Source organism: Phragmitibacter flavus, from assembly GCF_005780165.1.
GTDB lineage: Bacteria > Verrucomicrobiota > Verrucomicrobiia > Verrucomicrobiales > Verrucomicrobiaceae > Phragmitibacter > Phragmitibacter flavus.
The window spans coordinates 1-20,417 of record NZ_VAUV01000024.1 but is presented as its reverse complement, the minus strand read 5'-3'; the positions used below and the strand labels follow the sequence as shown (position 1 = coordinate 20,417).

Annotated in this window: 12 protein-coding genes; 2 read left to right on the top strand and 10 right to left on the bottom strand. The window is 57.3% G+C overall.

The window, feature by feature from the left end:
- Positions 1-42 precede the first annotated feature (42 nt).
- Positions 43-1,308 carry a hypothetical protein gene (locus tag FEM03_RS22410; RefSeq protein WP_138088555.1) on the top strand — a complete coding sequence of 422 codons (1,266 nt, stop codon included), beginning with the start codon at positions 43-45 and terminating at the stop codon, positions 1,306-1,308.
- Between the two features lie 255 nt (positions 1,309-1,563).
- Here the strand turns inward: FEM03_RS22410 and FEM03_RS22405 are convergent, their stop codons facing one another.
- Both FEM03_RS22405 and FEM03_RS22400 read right to left on the bottom strand, forming a co-directional pair.
- Positions 1,564-2,589 carry an LLM class flavin-dependent oxidoreductase gene (locus tag FEM03_RS22405; RefSeq protein WP_138088554.1) on the bottom strand — a complete coding sequence of 342 codons (1,026 nt, stop codon included), beginning with the start codon at positions 2,587-2,589 and terminating at the stop codon, positions 1,564-1,566.
- A gap of 59 nt (positions 2,590-2,648) precedes the next feature.
- On the bottom strand, positions 2,649-3,677 hold the full coding sequence (locus FEM03_RS22400) for an aldo/keto reductase (protein ID WP_138088589.1): 1,029 nt from the start codon (positions 3,675-3,677) through the stop codon (positions 2,649-2,651).
- A gap of 309 nt (positions 3,678-3,986) precedes the next feature.
- Here FEM03_RS22400 and typA point away from each other — a divergent pair, with 309 nt between their 5' ends.
- Positions 3,987-5,834: a translational GTPase TypA gene (gene typA, locus FEM03_RS22395; protein ID WP_138088553.1), complete on the top strand. Its 1,848-nt coding sequence runs from the start codon at positions 3,987-3,989 to the stop codon at positions 5,832-5,834.
- 71 nt (positions 5,835-5,905) lie between these two features.
- Here typA and FEM03_RS22390 read toward each other — a convergent pair whose 3' ends face one another.
- The 8 genes from FEM03_RS22390 to FEM03_RS22360 form a co-directional block, all read right to left on the bottom strand.
- Positions 5,906-7,525 (bottom strand): DUF1501 domain-containing protein, encoded by a 1,620-nt coding sequence (locus FEM03_RS22390; RefSeq protein WP_138088552.1) that lies wholly within the window; start codon positions 7,523-7,525, stop codon positions 5,906-5,908.
- 42 nt (positions 7,526-7,567) lie between these two features.
- Positions 7,568-12,367, bottom strand: coding sequence for a DUF1800 family protein (locus tag FEM03_RS22385; protein WP_138088551.1), 4,800 nt, complete (start codon positions 12,365-12,367; stop codon positions 7,568-7,570).
- 506 nt (positions 12,368-12,873) lie between these two features.
- Positions 12,874-13,050: a hypothetical protein gene (locus tag FEM03_RS24580; protein ID WP_166443072.1), complete on the bottom strand. Its 177-nt coding sequence runs from the start codon at positions 13,048-13,050 to the stop codon at positions 12,874-12,876.
- Between the two features lie 68 nt (positions 13,051-13,118).
- On the bottom strand, positions 13,119-15,647 hold the full coding sequence (locus tag FEM03_RS22380) for a beta strand repeat-containing protein (RefSeq protein ID WP_138088550.1): 2,529 nt from the start codon (positions 15,645-15,647) through the stop codon (positions 13,119-13,121).
- 70 nt (positions 15,648-15,717) lie between these two features.
- Complete coding sequence (malQ, locus tag FEM03_RS22375; RefSeq protein WP_138088549.1) at positions 15,718-17,250, bottom strand: 4-alpha-glucanotransferase; 1,533 nt, start codon at positions 17,248-17,250, stop codon at positions 15,718-15,720.
- 110 nt (positions 17,251-17,360) lie between these two features.
- A complete protein-coding gene (locus tag FEM03_RS22370) occupies positions 17,361-17,975 on the bottom strand; it encodes a DUF2238 domain-containing protein (protein ID WP_138088548.1) in 615 nt (204 codons plus the stop codon).
- Positions 17,976-18,003: 28 nt separating this feature from the next.
- Complete coding sequence (locus FEM03_RS22365) at positions 18,004-19,332, bottom strand: dipeptidase (protein WP_138088547.1); 1,329 nt, start codon at positions 19,330-19,332, stop codon at positions 18,004-18,006.
- A 36-nt stretch (positions 19,333-19,368) separates the two neighbouring features.
- Positions 19,369-19,974 carry a metalloprotease gene (locus FEM03_RS22360; RefSeq protein WP_166443070.1) on the bottom strand — a complete coding sequence of 202 codons (606 nt, stop codon included), beginning with the start codon at positions 19,972-19,974 and terminating at the stop codon, positions 19,369-19,371.
- Positions 19,975-20,417: the final 443 nt, after the last annotated feature.

Here is a 20,417-nt window from a genome sequence, read left to right as displayed (position 1 = left end):
GTTGACGTTCGACCATTCGATGTGATAAAAATTCATCCGTTCATGCGCTGCGTCCTTCAACTCCTCGTCCTCCTCCTCTCGCTTTGCGTTGAGCCTGGCGGCGCTCAGGCGCAGGCACAAAAAGCGACTGAAGCCCGCACCTGGACCAACAGCGAGGGCCGCACCATGCAGGCGCGCCTGGTTCGTCGCGAAGCAGAAAACCTCACCTTCCTCCTCCAAAACGGCCAGCACGCCACCCTCACCATCTCCCAGTTGTCCGCCGTCGATCAACACTTCGTGCGCATCAACTTCCCCACCACCGTCGCTGCCAAATGGCCCGATGTCGTCGAGGTGTCCAACCGTGCCCTCGACGTCAAAGCCGTCGAAGAAGACCTCGCCAAACGCAGCTACATCTACCGATCCGAATTTTTCCAGTTCACCGCCCAGGACAAACTCGCCGTCAGCGTCATGAAGGAAATTGCCCGCACCTTCGAAAGCGCCCACGCCCTTGTCAGCGCCCTCCCCTGGTCGATTGATCCCTCACCCCCGGCGGATCTCGGCTTTTACCAGGCCAAATTCTACCTCAACCGCCGCAACTACATCCTCGATGGCGGACCCGAAAACTCCGGCGGCGTCTACTTCACCGGCGACCGTATTTTTCGCATCCCTTTCGACAGTCTCGGCCTCGAAATGCGCGGCAAAACGTGGTTCAAAAACGACAGCTACCGCAACGACACCCTCGTCCACGAAATCACCCATCAAATGATGCACGATTTCCTGCCCTTCCTCCCCATGTGGATCATCGAAGGCAGCGCCGAATACACCGAAATGATCCCCTACAACGCCGGAAAATTTCTCGCCGGCGCCCATCAACGTGGCATCAAGGAATACGTGCGCGACTTTCAAGAAAACCGCGGCATCAGCTTTTCCGACGCCACCAACCTCGCCGCCAACATGACCGTCACCCACGATCAGTGGAACGAACGCAGCCGGGTCAGTTCCGGCGGCCAGGCGCGCCTTTATCACGCCTCCGCCATCCTCGTGTATTACTTCTGCCACCTCGACGGCGACGGCACCGGCACCCGGTTCATCGACTACATGAAATCCATCGGCAAAGCCCGCGACGCATGGGCTGCCTTTTTCAAAAATCCCGCCGTCAAACGCAATGCCGACGGCAATTTCTCCTACCCCTCCACTCTTCCATTGCCTGAACAGCCCCGCGACGAAACCTATGGCTTCTCCCAACTCTCCATTCTTCTCAACGGACGCACCCCCGAGCAGCTTGAAGAGGATATCCGTGAGGCCTACCGCAAAATCGGCATCCGGTAATCTTATTAAACTGCAATCTTAAGAGGTAAGGAAGTTGGCTTAATACCCCCATCGCCCCCAAGTCGCAGATTCATGAGGTCCTTCACTGGTGGCAAATTCGTCTTGTTATCGAGCATTTGCTCATAGCATAGCGCCAACGGCGCGGTTTTATGAAAGCCTTGGGCAACGCCCAAGGTAGGGTCGATTTTGTTTGTGTAGGGCTGAAAGCCCGCTCCAACCGCGATACGATCTGCGGTCACACCCACTAATCCCCACCTAACTTTGCATGCCAAACTCCAGATCCCGGGCCTGCATCAACAATTCATAGGACCTCAACCGGTCTTCATGACGGAACATCGGCGAATTGAACATCAACTCATCGGCCCGCGTCTCCGCCACCACCTCCAGCAGCTTTTTGCGCACCGTCTCGGGTCCGCCAATCACCGCTGCTGCCAGATGCGATCTCACCCCCGCCTCCTCCATCGGCGACCACAACCTCACCATGTCCCCCGCGCGGTCCAATGGCGGCGGCAACGCAATCGGACTGCCCCGATGCAATGCCAGAATTTGTTGATAAGCCGATGTCGCCAATCGGTGCGCCTCCGCATCCTCATCTGCCGCAAACAATGGCAGCCCAATCATCACATACGGCTTCGGCCAGCGTTCGGAGGGCTGGAATTTCTTCCGATACAAATGCAATGCCTCCTGCATCAACCTCGGCGCAAACTGTCCTGCAAACGCAAATGGCAATCCCATCATCGCCGCCAGTTGCGCGCTAAACGTGCTCGAACCCAACAACCACACCGGCACATTCGTCCCCTCCCCCGGCATCGCCCGCACCTGCTGACCCGGCTTCGCCGTGCCCATCAACGACAACAATTCATCCACCAGTTGCGGAAATAATTCCCCCGCACTGGCATCCCGCATCAACGCCCGGGCCGTCATTTGATCCGACCCCGGTGCCCTGCCAAGTCCAAGATCGATCCTTCCCGGAAAAAGCGTCTCCAATGTCCCAAAATGCTCCGCAATCACCAGCGGCGCATGGTTCGGCAACATGATGCCCCCCGATCCCACACGAATCGTCTTCGTCCCTGCCGCGACATGACCAATCAAAACCGACGTCGCCGCACTCGCAATCCCGGCAATGTTATGATGCTCCGCCAGCCAGAAGCGCTGATACCCCCAACGCTCCACATGCTGGGCCAGATCCAGCGTATTGCGAAACGCGTCCGCAACCGTCCCCCCTTGCACCACCGGAGCAAGATCCAGCACCGAAAACTTCACCTCAGACAACGCATTCATATAGGGAGGAACCGCGAAGCTGAACTTCGCGCAGTTCATTGATTCCGTTCACCATCACCTCAAACCGGCGGTTGATTCCTCTCAAAGCGACGCTGATGCCAATACGGATACACGGGCGTCACCGCACTCGCTGCATCCAATTTGGCCACCTGCTCCGCCGTCAAATTCCACCCCACCGCCCCCAAATTCGAGCGCAACTGCTCTTCATTTCTTGCCCCAATGATCACCGTCGACACACTCGGACGCTGCAACAACCAGTTTAACGCCACTTGCGGCACCGACTTGCCCACTTCCGCCCCCACCTCGTCCAGAGCATCCACCACGCGATAAAGATACTCATCATCCACCTGCGGACCCGCATCATTGCTCATCTGACTCTGCAGGCGCGACGTCTCCGGCAAAGGCTGTCCGCGACGAATTTTGCCCGTCAACTTCGCCCATCCCAGCGGACTCCAAACCACCGCCCCCACCTTCTGATCCAGCGCCAGCGGCATCAACTCCCATTCATACTCCCGGCCAATCAACGAATAATATGCCTGATGCGCCACATGCCGCGCCCAGCCATATCGATCCGAAACCGCCAGCGACTTCATCAGATGCCACCCCGAAAAATTCGACGCCCCAATGTATCGGATCTTGCCCGCCCGAACCAGATCATCCAGCGCACTTAACGTTTCCTCCACCGGCGTCTGCGCATCAAACCCATGCAACTGAAACAAATCAATGTAGTCCGTCCCCAACCGCTTCAACGCCCCCTCCACCGCACGGATCAAATGAAACCGCGAAGACCCCACCTCATTCTGCCCATCGCCCCATCGAAATGTCGCTTTCGTTGAAATCAGCACCTGATCCCGCCTACCCGCAATCGCCTTCCCCAAAATTTCCTCCGCCTGACCATCCGAATAGATATCCGCCGAATCGAACATCGTCAGCCCCGCCTCCAGCGAGATATCCACCAGTCGCGTCGCCTCCTCCACCCCCGCATTTCCCCACGCCTTAAAAAACTCGTTGTTCCCTCCAAATGTCCCCGTGCCCAACGTCAAAACCGGAACTTTAAGTCCCGATCCACCAAGAAATCTGTATTCCATCATCACCATCATATACGCCCCTCCCCCACCCACTGACCCCAAAAACGTCACCCCCCCATTCGTGTAAATTCGTGTCCATTCGTGGTTTCCCCCCTTCAAAGCCCACCCTCATCAGTGAAAATTTGTGTCCATCTGCGTCCATCTGTGGTTGAAAAAAAACGTTCCCTCCAATGCCACACCCCCCATCAAAAGGCCCCAAACTTGCTCCGTGACACTCACTTTTCTTGCATCTTTACAAATTGCCCGTAAGCTGCCCGCCCTCCAAATTCGGTGCCCAAATGCGCATCGTCCGTCCCACCCATCCACTCCATGTCAGACATTAAAATCCGCAACCTTGCCATCATCGCCCACGTTGACCACGGCAAAACCACCCTGGTCGATCAGCTTCTGCAAGCCGGCGGCACCTACCGCGAAAACCAGGCCCAGACCGAACGCGCCATGGATTCGATGGACCTCGAACGCGAAAAAGGCATCACCATCAAGGCGAAGAACACCGCCATTCTTTTTGAAGGTTACACCATCAACATCGTCGACACTCCCGGCCACGCCGACTTCGGCGCTGAAGTCGAACGCGTCATGAAAATGGTCGACGGCGTCCTTCTCGTTGTCGACGCCTTTGGCGGCCCGCAAGCCCAGACCCGCTTCGTGCTCCGCAAAGCTCTCGCCCAGGGCCTGAAGCCAATCGTCGTCATCAACAAAATCGACCGCCCGCTCGCCGACCCTAAAAAAGTCCACGATCAGGTCCTCGAACTCTTCCTTGACCTCGACGCCACCGAAGAGCAGTTCGACGCCCCCTTCAGCTACGGTTCCGCCCGCGACGGATATTTCATGGACAGCCCCGACGACGAAAAAGTCGACTGCATCCCCCTCATCCGTCAGATCATCAAACACATCCCCGCCCCCGTCGCCGATCCCGACGCCCCCTTCTCCATGCTCGTCTCAAACATCGAGTGGGACAACTTCGTCGGCCGCGTGGCCGTCGGCAAAATTCTCGGCGGCAGCATCAAAAAAGGCGACCCCGTCTGGCTCCTCCGTAAAGACGGCACCAAAGTTCAGTCCAAGGTCCTTAAAACCTTCACCTACTCCGGCCTTGCCACCACCGACTCCGAAGGTTGCGGCGCAGGCGGTATCGTCGGCGTCGCCGCCGGCATTGAAAACATCGACATCGGCGAAACCCTCTCCGGCACCGCCGATGCATCTCCCCTGCCCTTCGTCGAGATCGACCCACCCACCGTCCAGATGCAGTTTTCCATCAATGACGGCCCCCTCGCCGGCAAAGAAGGCAAACACGTCACCTCCCGTGCGATTCGCGACCGCCTCATGCACGAGTTGAAAACCAACATCTCGGTGCAGGTCGAAGACACCGACACCGCCGGTATCTTCAACGTCTCCGCCCGCGGAGCCATGCAGATCGCCGTGCTCGTCGAACAAATGCGCCGCGAAGGTTTTGAAGTGCTCGTCTCCCGTCCAACCGTCATTTACCGTCGCGACGACAAGGGCAAACTTCAGGAGCCTTACGAGACCCTCTACATCGAAGCTCCTGGCGACTACACCCAAGGCATCCTCAAGACCCTTGTGAACCGCAAAGGCGTCATGGAAAACATGGACACCGAGCCCTCCGGCCGCACGTTCATCCAGGCCGTCATCCCCACCCGCGGCCTGATCGGCTTCGAGACCGAACTGGTGAACCTTACCTCCGGTCACGGCATCATGTCCCACCTTTTCAAGGAATACGGCCCACACGCTGGCGAGATTGTCAACCGCACCACCGGCACCCTCGTCTCCATGGACAACGGCAACGCCACCACCTATTCCCTGCAAGCCCTCGAAGATCGCGGCATCCTCTTCGCCGCCCCCGGCGATGCCATCTACGCAGGCATGCTCGTCGGTGAAAACCCACGCGTCGGCGACCTTCCCGTCAACCCGGTGAAAGAGAAGCACCTCGACAACATGCGTTCCGCCGGCAAGGACAAAACGTCCAAGCTGACCCCGCCGATCCGTTTCAGCCTTGAGCGCGCCATCGAATACATTGATGCCGACGAACTTGTTGAAGCCACCCCGAAAAGCATCCGCCTTCGCAAACGCATCCTCGATGCCAGTGTCCGTCAACGTGAGAAAAAGAAACTCGACGCCGCCACTGCGGAAGTGACGGTTTAACCGATCACCGACTAATCATCCAACCCCATCGGTGTCTCGCATCGATGGGGTTTTTTGTGGTCCGAGCCTGGTCACGCCTGAAGGAAATCCAAATTCCCCGACGTGATGTTCGGCAACGTCACAAAGCGGCTCAAGTTCGGGAAGATCGTTCCCAATGCCGACGGATCCACTCCGAACCATTTCGCGATGTTCGCCGCATATTGATCCACCGAAGTGCTCGGAATCCACAACCCGCGTGTCCCCGTTGCATCGATCGAATCCGCCACCGCCCCAAGCTTTAACACCGGGAACTTGCCATACACACGGCCCCCTTTCACCGCCCCACCCAACACCAGGGCGTGCCCGCCCCATGCGTGATCGCTTCCCGCGCTGGTGTCGGGCTTGTTGGCCGTGAATGTCCGCGTGAAATCCGATGCCGTGAACGACAACACGTTGTCCCACTGATTGCCCACCTCAGGCCCCTTCAACGCATCTGCAAAGCCCTTCAGCGTGCAGTTCAGCGTGCTCATCAACCCTGTGTGACCCGCCGTGTTGCTGCCCGCCGGGATCTGCGCAATGTGCGTGTCATACCCACCGTGCTGAACAAAGAAAATCTGCCGACCATTGCCCAACGCGCTTTGTCCTGCAATCAACCGCGCCACCAGTTTCATCTGATTGGTGAACGTGTTGTTCGCACTGATCCCCGTTCCGGCGAAGGCATTATTGAAATACGTGTCCAGTGAACTGCCACCCGTGATCGTCGTCGGCAACAACGCACTTCCCACCATCCCTTCGGTCATCCGCGCACTTATCGCCACGTTGCTATACGCATTCTCCATCAGGTTCGCATGCGTCATGTTCAAGATGCTCTCAAACGCCTGAAGTCTCCGACCCGCCTCAGCCGTTTTGTAGTTGGTCGCCTCAAACAACACATTCGGATTGTTGACTGCGCTGGCATAGTTCGTCCCATAACCCGCAAAGCTTACCAAACCATTGCTGCCCATGATGTAAGGCGTCACCGACCCGGTGGGACTTACCTGAAAACTGTTCACCCCGGATATGGAAATGTTCATCGACACATTGCCCGTGCTCGGGTTGTGCACCGGATCAAGAAAGTCCGCAATGCGCCCGCCCCATCCACTGGTGAACGGCCGGTCCGGAATGGAACTCTGCCACTGCACCTGCTGGTCCGAATGCGAATACAACTGCGGCGGTTTCGGTGCCGTTGAATAGTTCGCCCGTGTCACCCCCGGCATCGTCATTGTTCCCACATTCGCCACAAACGCCGCATCCCCTTCATCAAACATGGTCTTGATGGCCCCCAGCTTCGGATGCACCCCAAATGTGCCAAGATAACCTCCCAACGGATCACACTCCGCCACGTTTGTCGCCGCCAGAGGCAGCGCATTCAAGGCCGCATTTGCATCATTGGTGGGGATGGCCAGCATGCCGCGACCATTCACATAATCCGTCCGTGCCGATCCCGAGAAAGGAATCAGCATGTTATTCGAATCATTGCCCCCGTTCAGAAACACACAAACCAGCGCCTTGTATCCCCCGCCGCCGCCCGACTGCGCATTCAACGCCCCCTGCATCAATTTTAGATGCGCCAGTGTGTTGACCACACTGGTGATGCCCATTGCTGAACATCCGGTTTTGACCAGAAACTGACGACGGGTTGGCTCGTTCTTGCGGCGAAAGATGAGGTTCATGGCGAGGAAAAATCAAAGGTTCAACTGAAGTGGGTGGGTGAATTATTTGAGCACAAGAGCCTGGGGACTGCTGATCACCAGATAGATGATGTTGCGAATGCGGGTGCGTGCATCGTTGTTGAAGTTGGTCAGGTCCGACGTGTGGCGGTTGCTGGTGGCGATGAGGTTCACCGCATTGATGATTGCCTGACGCGGATTGCTTCCGGTGTCTCCACCAAACTTCGCCTTGAGATACCCCCCCGTGAACAGCAGATCCTGTTGATCCAGCACCGCCTTCACCGCCTCCGCATGCGCCACCTGTTTTTGCGTCGTCCCCGGAGCCGCCGGAACCGCCGCAGGCGCATACTGGGTCGTGAGCGAGTTCGAATAAGCCGTCGTGTATTGGGCAATCAACGCATCATAAGTCACCTGCAAGTTGTCCTTTTGATTCGATAAACTCGACGGCTGCTGCGTGCCTCCCGGAGAAGCATCAAACGTGGTTGCATTAAAGTAACCCGCACTTACCCCGTAGGCCGGGATGCTCAATTGCGTCCCCGAAGCCGTCTGATACTGGGCAATCAACGGAAAGTCATCCAATCCCCGGCCCGTATTGGGATTCGTCGGCGAAGGCAGTGAGGTGAAGATGGTGTTGTATTGATTGTTCACCGTGTTGACCAGATTTGACTCCGTGGCCACCTGAAACTCGGGAGCCACCAATCCCGCCGCCCCCAACGGACCCGGCATCACGTAATCCGGCAGAAACCAGTTGAATACCGATGGGGCACGCAATGGGCTCTGTGCGATGGTGCCGGTCAGATCGAAGAAGCGGAAGCGCAGCGCCCCGGTTGGGAACTTGCTCAACTCGGACGACGGATAGGGTTCGGTGACCGGCGCCTCCACGCTGGTGAACGGCACGGTCAAGGTATTGAGATTGGCCAATGGCGAACCCGTGAAGGCTTTCGTTGCACGCAGGTAAGTGGTGAAATGAAGCAATGGTTCCTTGGGCTTGCCAGCTGAAGCCGTGTTGTTGGCAAGAGTTAGACTACGAGCCTCATAGTCAAGCAGAATCGCCTTCACCACTTCACCGAGATTTCCGTTTGTTTGTTTGTATCGATCGGCAACACGATAGAGATATCCAGAACTTGGATTGGAGGTGGTGAACCGCTGAATCAACAATCGGCTGATGAATACCGGCGTGTTGGGGTGACCGCTGTAGGTGCCCGAACCGGGCAAACCAGCAAGAGCGTTGAGGGCAAGGTCGACATCCACAAACCCTTCCGACTCGATCGACGTATTGTCGGTTCTCGCCGGAATGGGCGTTTGCCCAACTTTTCCGTTGAACAAGGTCTTGGCCCCAAAGTCATGGTGGGTGTCAAAAATCTTCATCGGATTCATCCATTGGGTTTGCCAATACCTCACGCCATTGCCCAAGGTGAAGTCTGGATTGTTCTCAACCGCACCGATGCGTTGGGTGGATGGCGTCGGATAGGTGGGGGCACCAGTCACATTGGCCGGGCGCTTGCTGAAGCTGAATCCGGTCATCACCCGGGCGAGTTCACGGATATCTTCCTGATCATAAGTGGCCACCGGCAAACCTTGTTGGTTCAACACCAAACTTCCATCGGAATGGCGCAGCACCAGACCTATGGAGAACAACTGCATGATCTCGCGGGCATAGTTTTCATCGGGAGTGATGGTCCCTGAAGCCTTGCGGTTCTTCAGGTGACTCAGATAGATGCCCATGATCGGGTGTTGAGTTACCCCCGATAGAATGTCTCGAAAGCGCCCAAACGCACCGCCCGCCAACATGTCCCAGTAATTGGCCAGCCCGTAATGATACGACCCGACGGTGGTATCGACTTCTGAAACCACGGTAATTTGACTCAAAGCAAAAGCCATGCGCTGGCGCAGTTGATCCTTGCTTTGCAATGCCAACGTCCACCATTCGCGACGCATGTTGGTTTGGTTGGGATAGTTATTTTGATGAATGGTGCTCGCATTCCAGGTGCGCGTCGTCGTGTTCCATCCGAACGAACCACCACCGAACTGGGGATCATTGAAGGCATTGATGTGGCGGTTTCCTCGCAAAATGAAATCCTCCACATCCGCCGCCTGCACCAGGCGCACCAATGAAGGCGATGGCGTCTGCACCAGGTCCATCTGCTGGTTGATCCAGGCGGTGTATCCCGCGATGGCGTTGTTGCCATTGGCAGCAATCAAGGCTCTAACTTCCTGAATCGTTTCTGGTGTGGGTCCAAAAGTGGCTTGAGTCAGAAAACGCGCAATGTCGCGATCCAGATCATCTCCTGCCAATGTCGGCCATTGGGTGCTGCCATAGGTTGGCGGAGCCGATGGGGTGGGCGGAGGTGCCACCGAGCCATTGGCCAGCGCATAGTTCCCGCGTATCTCACCACCGGGATAATTGGCGCTGTGAACATTGATGTAGAGAAACCCGTTCACCAAGGCAGTCAACGTTGCCTGATCCGTGGTCCACCCGACACCTGGCTCGGCCAGCACCGTCCAGACATGTTCGTTGATCTGTCCGAGCGGGATGCTCTCGATGATGGGACCACTGGCCTGCGGATCGTTCGCCGGTGCCGCGTGCAGGTGGGAAGCACTTTGTGCCGAAGTGAGGTTGCTGAAATTGGAGTTCACCACCCCCACCGTGTTGTCACCATTCAACAGCAAGGTTGACACCCCCGTCGCCGTGGTGACGGCACCGCCCTCACGACCATAGTAAGCCACAAAAAGTTTACGATTCGCCTCCGTGTTGGTCGCGTCGCGAATATGCACCGCCCGGGTTTCGCCAAACTGGGTCGTTCCCGCTGGTGAGGTGATCCGGAACGAAAGCCGTAGCATTTCAGGCACCTCCACCACCGCAGGGGTTTCCACCACCGGCGCGATCTGCACATCATGCTGCATGGCCCCATTCGGAATGGTGATGGTGCTTCCGCTGATGGTCGCACCCGCTCCATCTTTCAGAATGTAGTCGCTCAACGAGGCCGATCCCTTGGTCCCATCCGTGTTTCCCGAACGACCAATCGACACCGTCAACGGCATTGTCCCTACCGTGCGGGAAACCCGGATCCGCGCATTGGTATTCTCCTTCTCATACGCATTGGCCGTCACCACACTGGTGGTGATGGAACGCAGACTGCGCAACACATCGCCATCACTGGCCACCCCGCCAGAAGCGTTGTTGGGCGAGTTGGCAAGGTTGATGTCGGTGCCCATCGCCGCCTCTTCCAAATCCGTCGCTCCATCGCCATCAGTGTCCGCATCGCCTTCTGGAGTAAGTCCCTGAAACACCGTGACGTTGTCAAACACCGCGCGATTCTGCAATCCAGCCGTGCTGCTGTTCGTGTAAACCGCCAGTCCAGCCACCGCACGGGTGGGCAGATTGATGATCGAATTGCCCGCCAGGGTCCAGTTGGTTCCATCCGTCGAGAGATAACTCGTCACCAACCCGCCCTTGCGCACCATCTTCAACCAAACCGGAGCCGAGCCCGAAGCCTCGGCAGCGCGAACGGTGCCGGTTCCTCCGGTCGAAAGCCGCTCACGAATCACCACCCCCGAGCCCACCGTTGCAAACACTCCTGCCGACAACCCGGACGCCACGGTCGAATCACGAATCACTATCCCCGCCGCCGCGGTGCTCGGCAGTGCCGACGCGCTTCCCACATTGATCTGACTGACCACGCGAGCCGTGATCTCCCCATCCCCATACAACGGCTGGTGCACCAGCTGATACCGATCTTCCGCCGTGGTGATTGTGCCTGATCCGGTCACCTGGTGAGTGCCTTCAATCGTGTCGTAAGCCAGCACCCCCACCGACCCGGTTGCCCCGACATCATGGTTCTGCCAACCTCCAAAAGGCGTCAGTCTCGCCATCGGCACCGCCTGCTTGACCTGACTCGCTGAAGACCACAACAGTCGCGCCTCCGCCGAGCCACCGTTCTCGAAAAACTCCATCTGCACATTGTAGGATCGACCGGCCTCAAGAAGCAGTGATCCCACATCCTCAGTCACGCCGTGCAAGGTCCAGTTATCCACCAGCAACTGACCGTCCACCCAAAGACGGATGCCGTCATCGCTGCGCGTGTAAAACGTGTAGGACTCAGTAAACTCCGGTTTGACCGTGCCCGTCCAGATCGCGCTGAAGTTGTCCACCGTCACCGCCCCCGTCGCCGGGCTCCCCGAGGCCCAGCCGAAATCCACCGTGGCATCCGTCCGCTTCACCACCGGTGTTCCGGTCAATTCCTTGTTGTTAAAATAGTCCGCTTTCAACCCATTGACCATCACGGGGGAAAGTTGTGTGGCCGCAATCGCCTGCTTCACCCGGCTTGGCGACGACCACAACAAGCGGATCTCTGCATTGCCCCCGGCCTCATAATATTCCAGCACCACATTGTATCGTTTCCCCGCCTCAAGTGCGATGGTGCCCGAGTTCTCCGTCACGCTATGCGGCGTCCAGTTATTGACCAATTGCTGACCATTGATCCACAGGCGCACGCCATCATCACTTTGCGTGTAAAACGTGTAAGTCTCGGTAAACTCCGCCTCCACCGAGCCCGTCCAACGCACGCTGAAATTATTGGCTTCAACACCCGTCGTGGGAATGCCCGAACCCCAGTTATAATTCACCGTTGCATCGGTTTTGGTAACTACCGGGCTGCCAGTGAGCTGAACATTGTTGTAATACTCCCCCTTCAAACCATCGACGGCAAAAACCGGTTGCACTGCTGACAGGAGACCTACACAAGAAACCACCGCACCCCATCCTAAGACGGAGAAATCGGCTTTCCTGCCTTCACCGGGAAACCACGCCCGGGCGTTGACGAGACCACGCAATTGGAACTTCATAATCGCTTAATTTTTTGAAGTGAGGAGCGAAAGATCGCCACGCGAATAATCGCCGACGATTTATTTGAATTTGATAAGAAAATAGGAATTCGATTTTGAAGAGTAAAGATTATTTTTTTGTTACTCATTCATTATCAACGATATACAAGGTAAATACATAGTTCCATTGAACATGTTTTTGCGTAATTGAGTTGCGATGACTATCTCGCTCAACTCAAAGTTGCTCCACGGGATTACAATTCTCATTTTTGGGCGGGCCGAGCCCAACCCTCCTCAATTCAAACCAGTTGTGATCAATGACTGAACACCTGCGGGTATTGCAAAAAATCACTAACTTGCGTCTTGATCCGAGGGTTCAACCAGTCCGACGACGCACATCGAACTAATCACCAGAACATCAGCAGTGATCTCGTCCGATCACCAATTTAATGGTGTTGAATGTGCCGCCAGCTTATCAACCCCGATGGCTGCCACCTCAATGTTCGATTCAAGGCGCTAACTCACGCCTATCTCTGAACTTTCTCGGTCTCCCTGCCCAAACGTTGTTCAATCTCATCCTGCGCCGCATACAGATCCACCGACGTGCTCGAAATCCACCCCGCCACGTCCCAGCGCATCCACCCAATCATCTGACGCGCGAGCATCACAATCCCCGCCCAACCGTCCCCATTGGCCCCCAACATTGAACTTATCCGCCACCACAAAACCCCTTCATCCCTCGCCCCGCCAATATAATATCAAAAAGGACCAATCAAACCCACCTCCGTCTCACCCCCAACAACCAGCCCAACCCCACAACCACCATGACAGCGCGACCCGGCTCCGGCACCGCCATCACCAACAAATCCGAACCTCCCACCAAACCACCCGCACCATACACCTCATATTGCGAACCATAAAACAACGCAAATTCCTGTCCCCCAAAAGTCGCCGTCGCATACTCCACCCCACCAAACAAACCCCAATCACCCACCGCACTAAAATTCGCAAACTCGCCCACCACCGCACTCGCCCCATCCGTCAGCCAAAACATATTCTGGTCCGAATAAGTCCCCGCAAACTCATGGCTCGCATTCCCACCCCAGGCGACGTCCAGCACCGCACCCCCCAAATTCATCGCCCCACTCATCCTCACCAAATCCGTCTGCGCCGCATTTCCGCCAAAAGCCACATTCACCGCCATGATCGCACCCACCTCCAACGTCACCGCTCCCCCTCCATCCAAAGTGCCCGCCCCCAAAAACGTCCCACCCGCATTACTCCCCCGTGACCACGTCGCACCCGACCTCACCACCAACGGCCCCGTCCCCCACACCCCAACTCCCCCCAACATCCCACTCTCCACCGTCGTTCCTCCTGAATAATCACTCACCCCGTTCATCATCAGCGCGCTCAACCCTATCTTCCGCACCGCCATCGATCCCGCACCATCATTCACCTGCCCCGCAAACGCCACACTGCCCGACGTGCTGCTCTCCCCCAACGTCATCACCGAAGCCGTCCCCGCCGCCGTATTCGTCACCAGCCCGCTCCCCTGCAACACATTCCAACTCTCATCCCTTCCATTAAAATCCAAAACCCCTCCCGTATTCACCGTCACCGTCGAGCCAAAATAAATCTGATCCCCACCCGTCCCACCAAACCTCATCGTCCCTCCACTGTTCACCACATGCGACCCCCCACCCAACGCATGATGTGACACCGTCGACGTCTTCGCCAGCACCAGTGTCCCCGCATTCACCGTCGCCTGCAATCCACTGTTGTCCCCCGTCCCCTCCAAACTCAACTGACCCGTCCCCGAATGCGTAAGCCGAATCGAATTCCCCATCGTCCCCGTAAACACCGTCGTCTCATCCCCGGCCACAATCAGATTCGCACCGTTCGCCTGCGTTGAAGTTCCGGGCAACACACTCTCCACCCTCCCCAAGCCGCTCAAAGTCGACAAACTATTCACCGTTTGCGTCCGCCCGTTCAAGTTGAGAACTCCCGTCCCGACCACACCCGCATCAAAAAACAAATCCGTCCCATCCGGCAACGCCCCATCCACCCCCAACGTCAGCCGTGCCGACGTCCCCGAACCACCCGTCCCACCAATCAACGTCGCACCCGCAAAGTCATTTGCCGCATTCATCAGCATCACATCTCCCGAATCATTCCTCACCCGCAACCCCCCCGCCCCTGTCACCAAACCATCCAACCTAATCCGCTTGCCCCAACCCGCGCGAAACGCCCCCTCCCCCAGCTCCAGATCAATCGTCCGCCCCATCACCACCTCCGCCGGACTCGTCGCACTGTTCATCAACGTCCCCCCATTCAACAAAGTCACCCCACTTGCTGCCGCCCCCAAACTACCATCATCCACCATCTGCAAAACCCCACCCTCCACCCGCGTCCCACCCGCATAAGTATTCGTCGTCCCCAACCACCCCATCGTCCCCGTCCCCTTCTTCACCAACGCCAGACCACCAACCCCATCCTCAATTACCCCCGAAAAAGCACCATTTCCCGTCCCCTCCCCCAACGTCATCACCGACCCTGTCGCCCCCGAATTCGTCACCGTCCCCGCCGCCCCACCATTCAACAAATTCCACCCCTCGCTGCGCCCATCAAAATCAATCATCCCACCATTCAACGACACGTTCGCACCAAAATAAATCTGATCCCCACCCGTGCCCCCCATCTTCATCACACCCCCGTTTACCACATGCGTGCCACCACCCAACGCATGAAATCCCGACGTGCTCGCCTTTGCCAACACCAACACCCCCGCATCCACAATCCCTTGCGTCCCGCCATTGTCATTCGACCCCATCAAAATCAACGTCCCCTCACCCTGCTTCCGAAACGTGTCACTCGCCCCAAACTTCGTATTCACCGTCAACGTCCGCCCACTCGCAATGTTCACATTCAATTGCGCCGTCGTCCAGTTGATCACCTGACTCGTCGCACTCTCAATCACCATATCCTGCGTCGCCGCACTCATGTCGATCCCCAAATTCCCCGACGCATCCCCGAAATTCAGCCCGGTCTTCAACTGAATTGTCACCAACCCAGCCGGATCCACCACCTGCATACCCCCCCACGTCACCGTCCCCAAACTCACATCCAACTCCACCGTGCTCGCCCCCGTCACCGTCCCATCCCACGTCGCCACATCCGCAATCCCCGGCGCCACCCCACCCACCCAGCTGCTCCCCAACTCCAAATCGTCCCCATTGTCCGCCTTCAACACCGTCGCCGCTCTAACCCCCTCAAACCCCCACGACAAAATCGAGACCATCAAAAATAAAACAACCCTGCGCATCCCACAGAAAAACCCGTGCAAAACACAACGTCAATACAAAAACACACTACCTCCCGACCTCCTCCGTCACATTTCTTAAGCGTTGCTCGATCCCAGCCGTCAGTTGCTGCCACTCAAAACGCCAGCTCCAAAAATCCCCGCTTTTTCCAGGAATGTTCATCCGCGACTCGCTCCCCAATCCCAGCACATCCTGCAAGGGACAAATCACAAATCCCGCCTTGCTACCCCACACGTCCTTGATGTAGTCCCAGTTGAGTTCACTTCCATCCGTCTGTGTGTAATTCAATATCGTGCGTCGCTCCGCATCCACCATTTCCTGCGTCCGGGTGGTGTGCTCATCCGGACCACTGTTAAAAAGACCTAGCGTCGTGTCATTGTCGTGCGTTCCCGTGTAGGCCACACAATGTTCAGGATAGTTCACCGGCACGTATTCGGGTGCCAGAGAATCCGCCCCAAATGCAAACTGCATCACGCGCATCCCAGGGAAACCATGCCGGTCCCGCAGCGCCTCCACGTCCGGCGTGATCACGCCTAAATCTTCCGCAATGACCGGCACCGAACCGAGTTCTTCAAACAGCGCGTTAAACAAATCGTCGCCCGGGGCCTCCACCCACTTGCCATTGATGGCCGTGTCCTCATCGCCCGGAATCTCCCAATAAGCCGCAAATCCGCGAAAGTGGTCGATCCTCACCACATCCACCAGCGAGAGCGTTTTGCGCATCCGCGCCTTCCACCACGCAAAATCCGTCTCCTTGTGCCGGTCCCAATCATACAGCGGATTTCCCCATCGCTGACCCGTGGCACTGAAATAATCTGGTGGCACACCCGCCACCACGATGGGATTGCCATTCTCGTCCAGATGAAAAAGATCCCGGTTCGCCCACACATCCGCACTGTCGTGCGCCGCAAAAATCGGAATGTCGCCCACCACTTGAATGCCCAACTCGCGGGCCTTCACCCGCAGCTTGTTCCATTGCCGGTGAAACAAAAACTGCAGTGCCTTGCACTCGTCCACCTCGGCTTCGTAGTTCACAATCGCCTGCGCCAGAGCCCCCGGCTCACGCAACGCGAGGTCACGTGGCCATTCCGTCCAGGGCCGGCCCTCATACGCCGTCTTCAAAGCCGTGAACAAGGCAAAATCATCCAGCCAGGCCTGTTCACGCTCGCAAAACGCATCAAACGCCGTCCTCAGTAGAGGGCTTGCATCGCACTGCTCCAAAAACTTCCTCGCCGCCTGTTTCAAAAACGCCGACCGCACCTCGATCACCGGACCAAAGTCCACCCGCTCATCGGGAAATCCCGGCAACAACTGCAAATCCCCCGGGGTCACCACCCCGTCCATCACCAGCGCATCAAAACTGATCAACAACGGATTGCCCGCAAAACTCGACAGCGACTGATACGGCGAATTCCCATAACCGGTCGGTCCCAGCGGAAGGATCTGCCAAAGTTTCTGGCCCATGCGCTCCATCGCCTCCAGCCACAGCACCGAGCCCTGTCCGATCTCCCCGATTCCGAAGCGTCCGGGTAGCGAAGTCGGGTGCAACAAAATGCCAGAGGAGCGCTCGAGTTGGAACATGCTTCAAATGAACGCAACCATCGTGCCGCGCAAGTCCGGGAAGGCAATTCTTTCCCAATCGTAGCCGCCGACGTGGGGAGGCTCTCAATCGCCCCGTCATCCGTCCACCGTCATTTGCTGGTCAGCCTCACCCCCACCGCCGCCACAATGCCACCGACCAAATTCGCCACCAAATCCCACCCTGTGTTCTCATACCCGCCCACATTGGTCTTAGGCATCATCAACGTGGCCGCAAATTCCACCACCTCATTGATCGCACCAAATCCACAGCCCGCCGCCACACACAGCACCAGCAGCCCAAACGTCGGCTTCGGCACCCGACCCTGCAAATCCCGCAGACAGGTCTTCAACACATGCCAGCAAACCCACGTCGTCAGACCAAATCCATAAGCATGCACCACCTGATCATATTTAAGGCGGTCCGGAACCAGCCACCAACTATACAACACCGCATTTTCCCCATCATAGGGCCACCCTTTCGGCAGCGGCACCAATCCACCCGCCATGTGCAAAAGTCCCCACACCGCCAACAACCATAACAACCACGAAGTCAGTCCCACGCGAAAATGCACCAGCAGCACCACCGCGATCAGCACGACCATCACTATGATGTAGAACACAAACTCCGTATTCCCCGCCATCAGCGAAGCCCCGATCGAAAGCGCCATGTAAAGCACCACAAATATCGCCAGCGGCCACAACTTCGGCTGAGTTTGATTGGTCATTTCGTTCGCCCTCTCGGTTTACTTCTCATCAAGCCAGCGCCTCCAGCAAATGCCGGTTGAGCACCATCCCCGCCTCGAAATTCGCCACGGGGAAATTCTCATTCGGCGCATGCGCCTGACAATCCGGCAACGCCAGACCCAACAACAAGGTATCCACTCCCAGCACCTCCTTAAACGCCTGCACAATCGGAATGCTCCCGCCCTCACGGATCAATGCCGGGGGCGCTCCGAAGGTCTTCTCCAATGCCCTCTGCGCCGCCTGTCCGCGTGCTGACATCGGGTCCATCAAATAGGCCTGCCCCACGTGCCCGATCTGCACCTCGACCTTCACCCCCGGCAGCTGCTGTTTCTGCAAATGCGCCTGCACCTTCGCCAAAATGTCCCCGGGCTCCTGATCCGGCACCAACCGGAAACTCAGCTTCGCAAAGGCGGACCGACCAATCACCGTTTTGCTCCCCTCGCCCTGATAGCCGCCGCCGATCCCGTTCACCTCCGCCGTCGGCCTCGCCCAGCGACGCTCCAAATCCGAATACCCCGCCTCGCCAAACAATCCCGGCGAACCCGTCAGCGACAACGTCTCTGCCTCGCTATCTCCCAGTTTTTTCCAAGCCTGACGCTCCCACTCCGCCAGCGGTCGCACCGCATCATAAAACCCGTCCACCAGCACCTTGCCGTTCAAATCATGCAGCCCCGCCACCAGTTTGGACACCATGGTCGCCGGATTTGCCACCGCCCCGCCAAAAATCCCCGAATGAAGATCAATCGCCGGTCCCCGCACCACCACCTCGCAACACGCGATCCCCCGCAACCCATACGTAAACGTCCCCACTCCGGGCGCCACCATGCCCGTGTCCGAAATCGCCACCACATCACAGGCCAGTTCCTCCTTATGTGCCTCCAAAAACGGCTTCAAATTTGGACTGCCGATCTCCTCCTCGCCCTCGAACAGGATCGTCAAATTCACCGGCAACTCTCCCTGCTCCAGCAGAGTCCGCTCCAGTCCACAGACATGCGCCATCAACTGACCCTTGTTGTCCGTGGCTCCCCGGCAAAAAATCCGTCCATCGATCACCACCGGCTCAAACGCCGGAGTTCTCCATTCCTCCAAAGGCTCCGCCGGCTGCACATCATAATGGCCATAAAGTAAAACCGTCTGCCGACCCGGCTTGTGTTCATTCTTCGCCACCACCACCGGATGTCCCGGCGTCTCATGCAACGCCGCTCGAAACCCCATTCCCTCCAGCTTGTTCCTCAACCACTCCCCCGCCGCGCGCGTCGCGCCATCGTGAGCTGAATCCGTCGAAACACTCGCAAAACGCAACAAGGTAAAAAGATCTTCCAAAGGCTGTGTGCTCATAAATGAAATCAAATTTTATCTAAATCTAAAACCAAATTACTGCTGCGGATTCAACATCGAATTGGGCCGCTCCCCGCGAAGGCGCTGCACATTTTCAAAGGCCAGCATGCCAAACATCAGGACTCCGATGATCCCATTTGTCCCAAACAGCACCAGAAAGAAACAGGACATCAATACCGCCGCAACAACACTCACGGTAAAAGTAATCTTGGTTTGCCCCGGCCCCAATGCGCTGTTCAATACCTGACCCCCATCCAATGGATAGATCGGCACCAGATTCAGCAGCGCCCAAAACACGCTCACTTGAATGAATTCGGAAACAAACACCCGAAGAAACAGCGACTCCACCTGCAAGTTTCGAACCAGCATCAACACCAGCACCCCGATCGCAATCTGCACCAGCGGACCTGCCAGGCTCACCACAATGCTCTGACCCCGGCTAAACCAACGATCCGGCGCCGCCAGTCCACCCATCGCGTAAAGCATGATGCTCGCCCTCGCCCCATACTTCCGCATCAGAAATGCGTGACCCAGCTCGTGAATCAGAATCGAAACAAACGCCGCCGCGATGAACATCGCCAGCGCAATGATTTGATCGCGCGTCGTCGCCCCCAGCCCACCCCCGATGAGACCGCAGGTCACCCAAAACAACCAATGCACTGAAACTGGAAACCCAAATAGCGAAAAACGCAGCATTCCCCACCTTGCCCCAGAAGCGCGAAGAGCAAAGAAAAATCAAAAAGGTCACATCGCACCGCCCACCGCCCACCGCCCACTGCCCACTGCCCACTGCCCACTGCCCACTGCCCACTGCCTACTTCCCACCTCCCACTTCCCACTTCCCACTTCCCACTTCCCACTACCCACTGCCCACTGCCCACTGCCCACTGCCCACTGCCCACTGCCCACTGCCCACTGCCCACTGCCCACTGCCCACTGCCCACTGCCCACTGCCCACTGCCCACTTCTCCCGCTTGTGAAAAATTTCACAAATTGCCCTTGCCCCCATTTTCACTCAGCCGCATCTTGTCCCATGGCAAAGGCCGAGCTCTCCAACAAAACAGGCAAACAGCCTCACCCACGCG

What these genes read in the sequence shown, in the direction of transcription:
- typA (WP_138088553.1), top strand. Translation starts at nt 3,987, where the DNA reads ATGTCAGACATTAAAATCCGCAACCTTGCCATCATCGCCCACGTTGAC.
- FEM03_RS22385 (WP_138088551.1), bottom strand. Translation starts at nt 12,367, where the DNA reads ATGAAGTTCCAATTGCGTGGTCTCGTCAACGCCCGGGCGTGGTTTCCC.
- FEM03_RS22380 (WP_138088550.1), bottom strand. Translation starts at nt 15,647, where the DNA reads ATGGTCTCGATTTTGTCGTGGGGGTTTGAGGGGGTTAGAGCGGCGACG.
- FEM03_RS22390 (WP_138088552.1), bottom strand. Translation starts at nt 7,525, where the DNA reads ATGAACCTCATCTTTCGCCGCAAGAACGAGCCAACCCGTCGTCAGTTT.
- FEM03_RS22405 (WP_138088554.1), bottom strand. Translation starts at nt 2,589, where the DNA reads ATGAATGCGTTGTCTGAGGTGAAGTTTTCGGTGCTGGATCTTGCTCCG.
- FEM03_RS22400 (WP_138088589.1), bottom strand. Translation starts at nt 3,677, where the DNA reads ATGGAATACAGATTTCTTGGTGGATCGGGACTTAAAGTTCCGGTTTTG.
- FEM03_RS22410 (WP_138088555.1), top strand. Translation starts at nt 43, where the DNA reads ATGCGCTGCGTCCTTCAACTCCTCGTCCTCCTCCTCTCGCTTTGCGTT.
- malQ (WP_138088549.1), bottom strand. Translation starts at nt 17,250, where the DNA reads ATGTTCCAACTCGAGCGCTCCTCTGGCATTTTGTTGCACCCGACTTCG.
- FEM03_RS22365 (WP_138088547.1), bottom strand. Translation starts at nt 19,332, where the DNA reads ATGAGCACACAGCCTTTGGAAGATCTTTTTACCTTGTTGCGTTTTGCG.
- FEM03_RS24580 (WP_166443072.1), bottom strand. Translation starts at nt 13,050, where the DNA reads ATGTTGGGGGCCAATGGGGACGGTTGGGCGGGGATTGTGATGCTCGCG.
- FEM03_RS22370 (WP_138088548.1), bottom strand. Translation starts at nt 17,975, where the DNA reads ATGACCAATCAAACTCAGCCGAAGTTGTGGCCGCTGGCGATATTTGTG.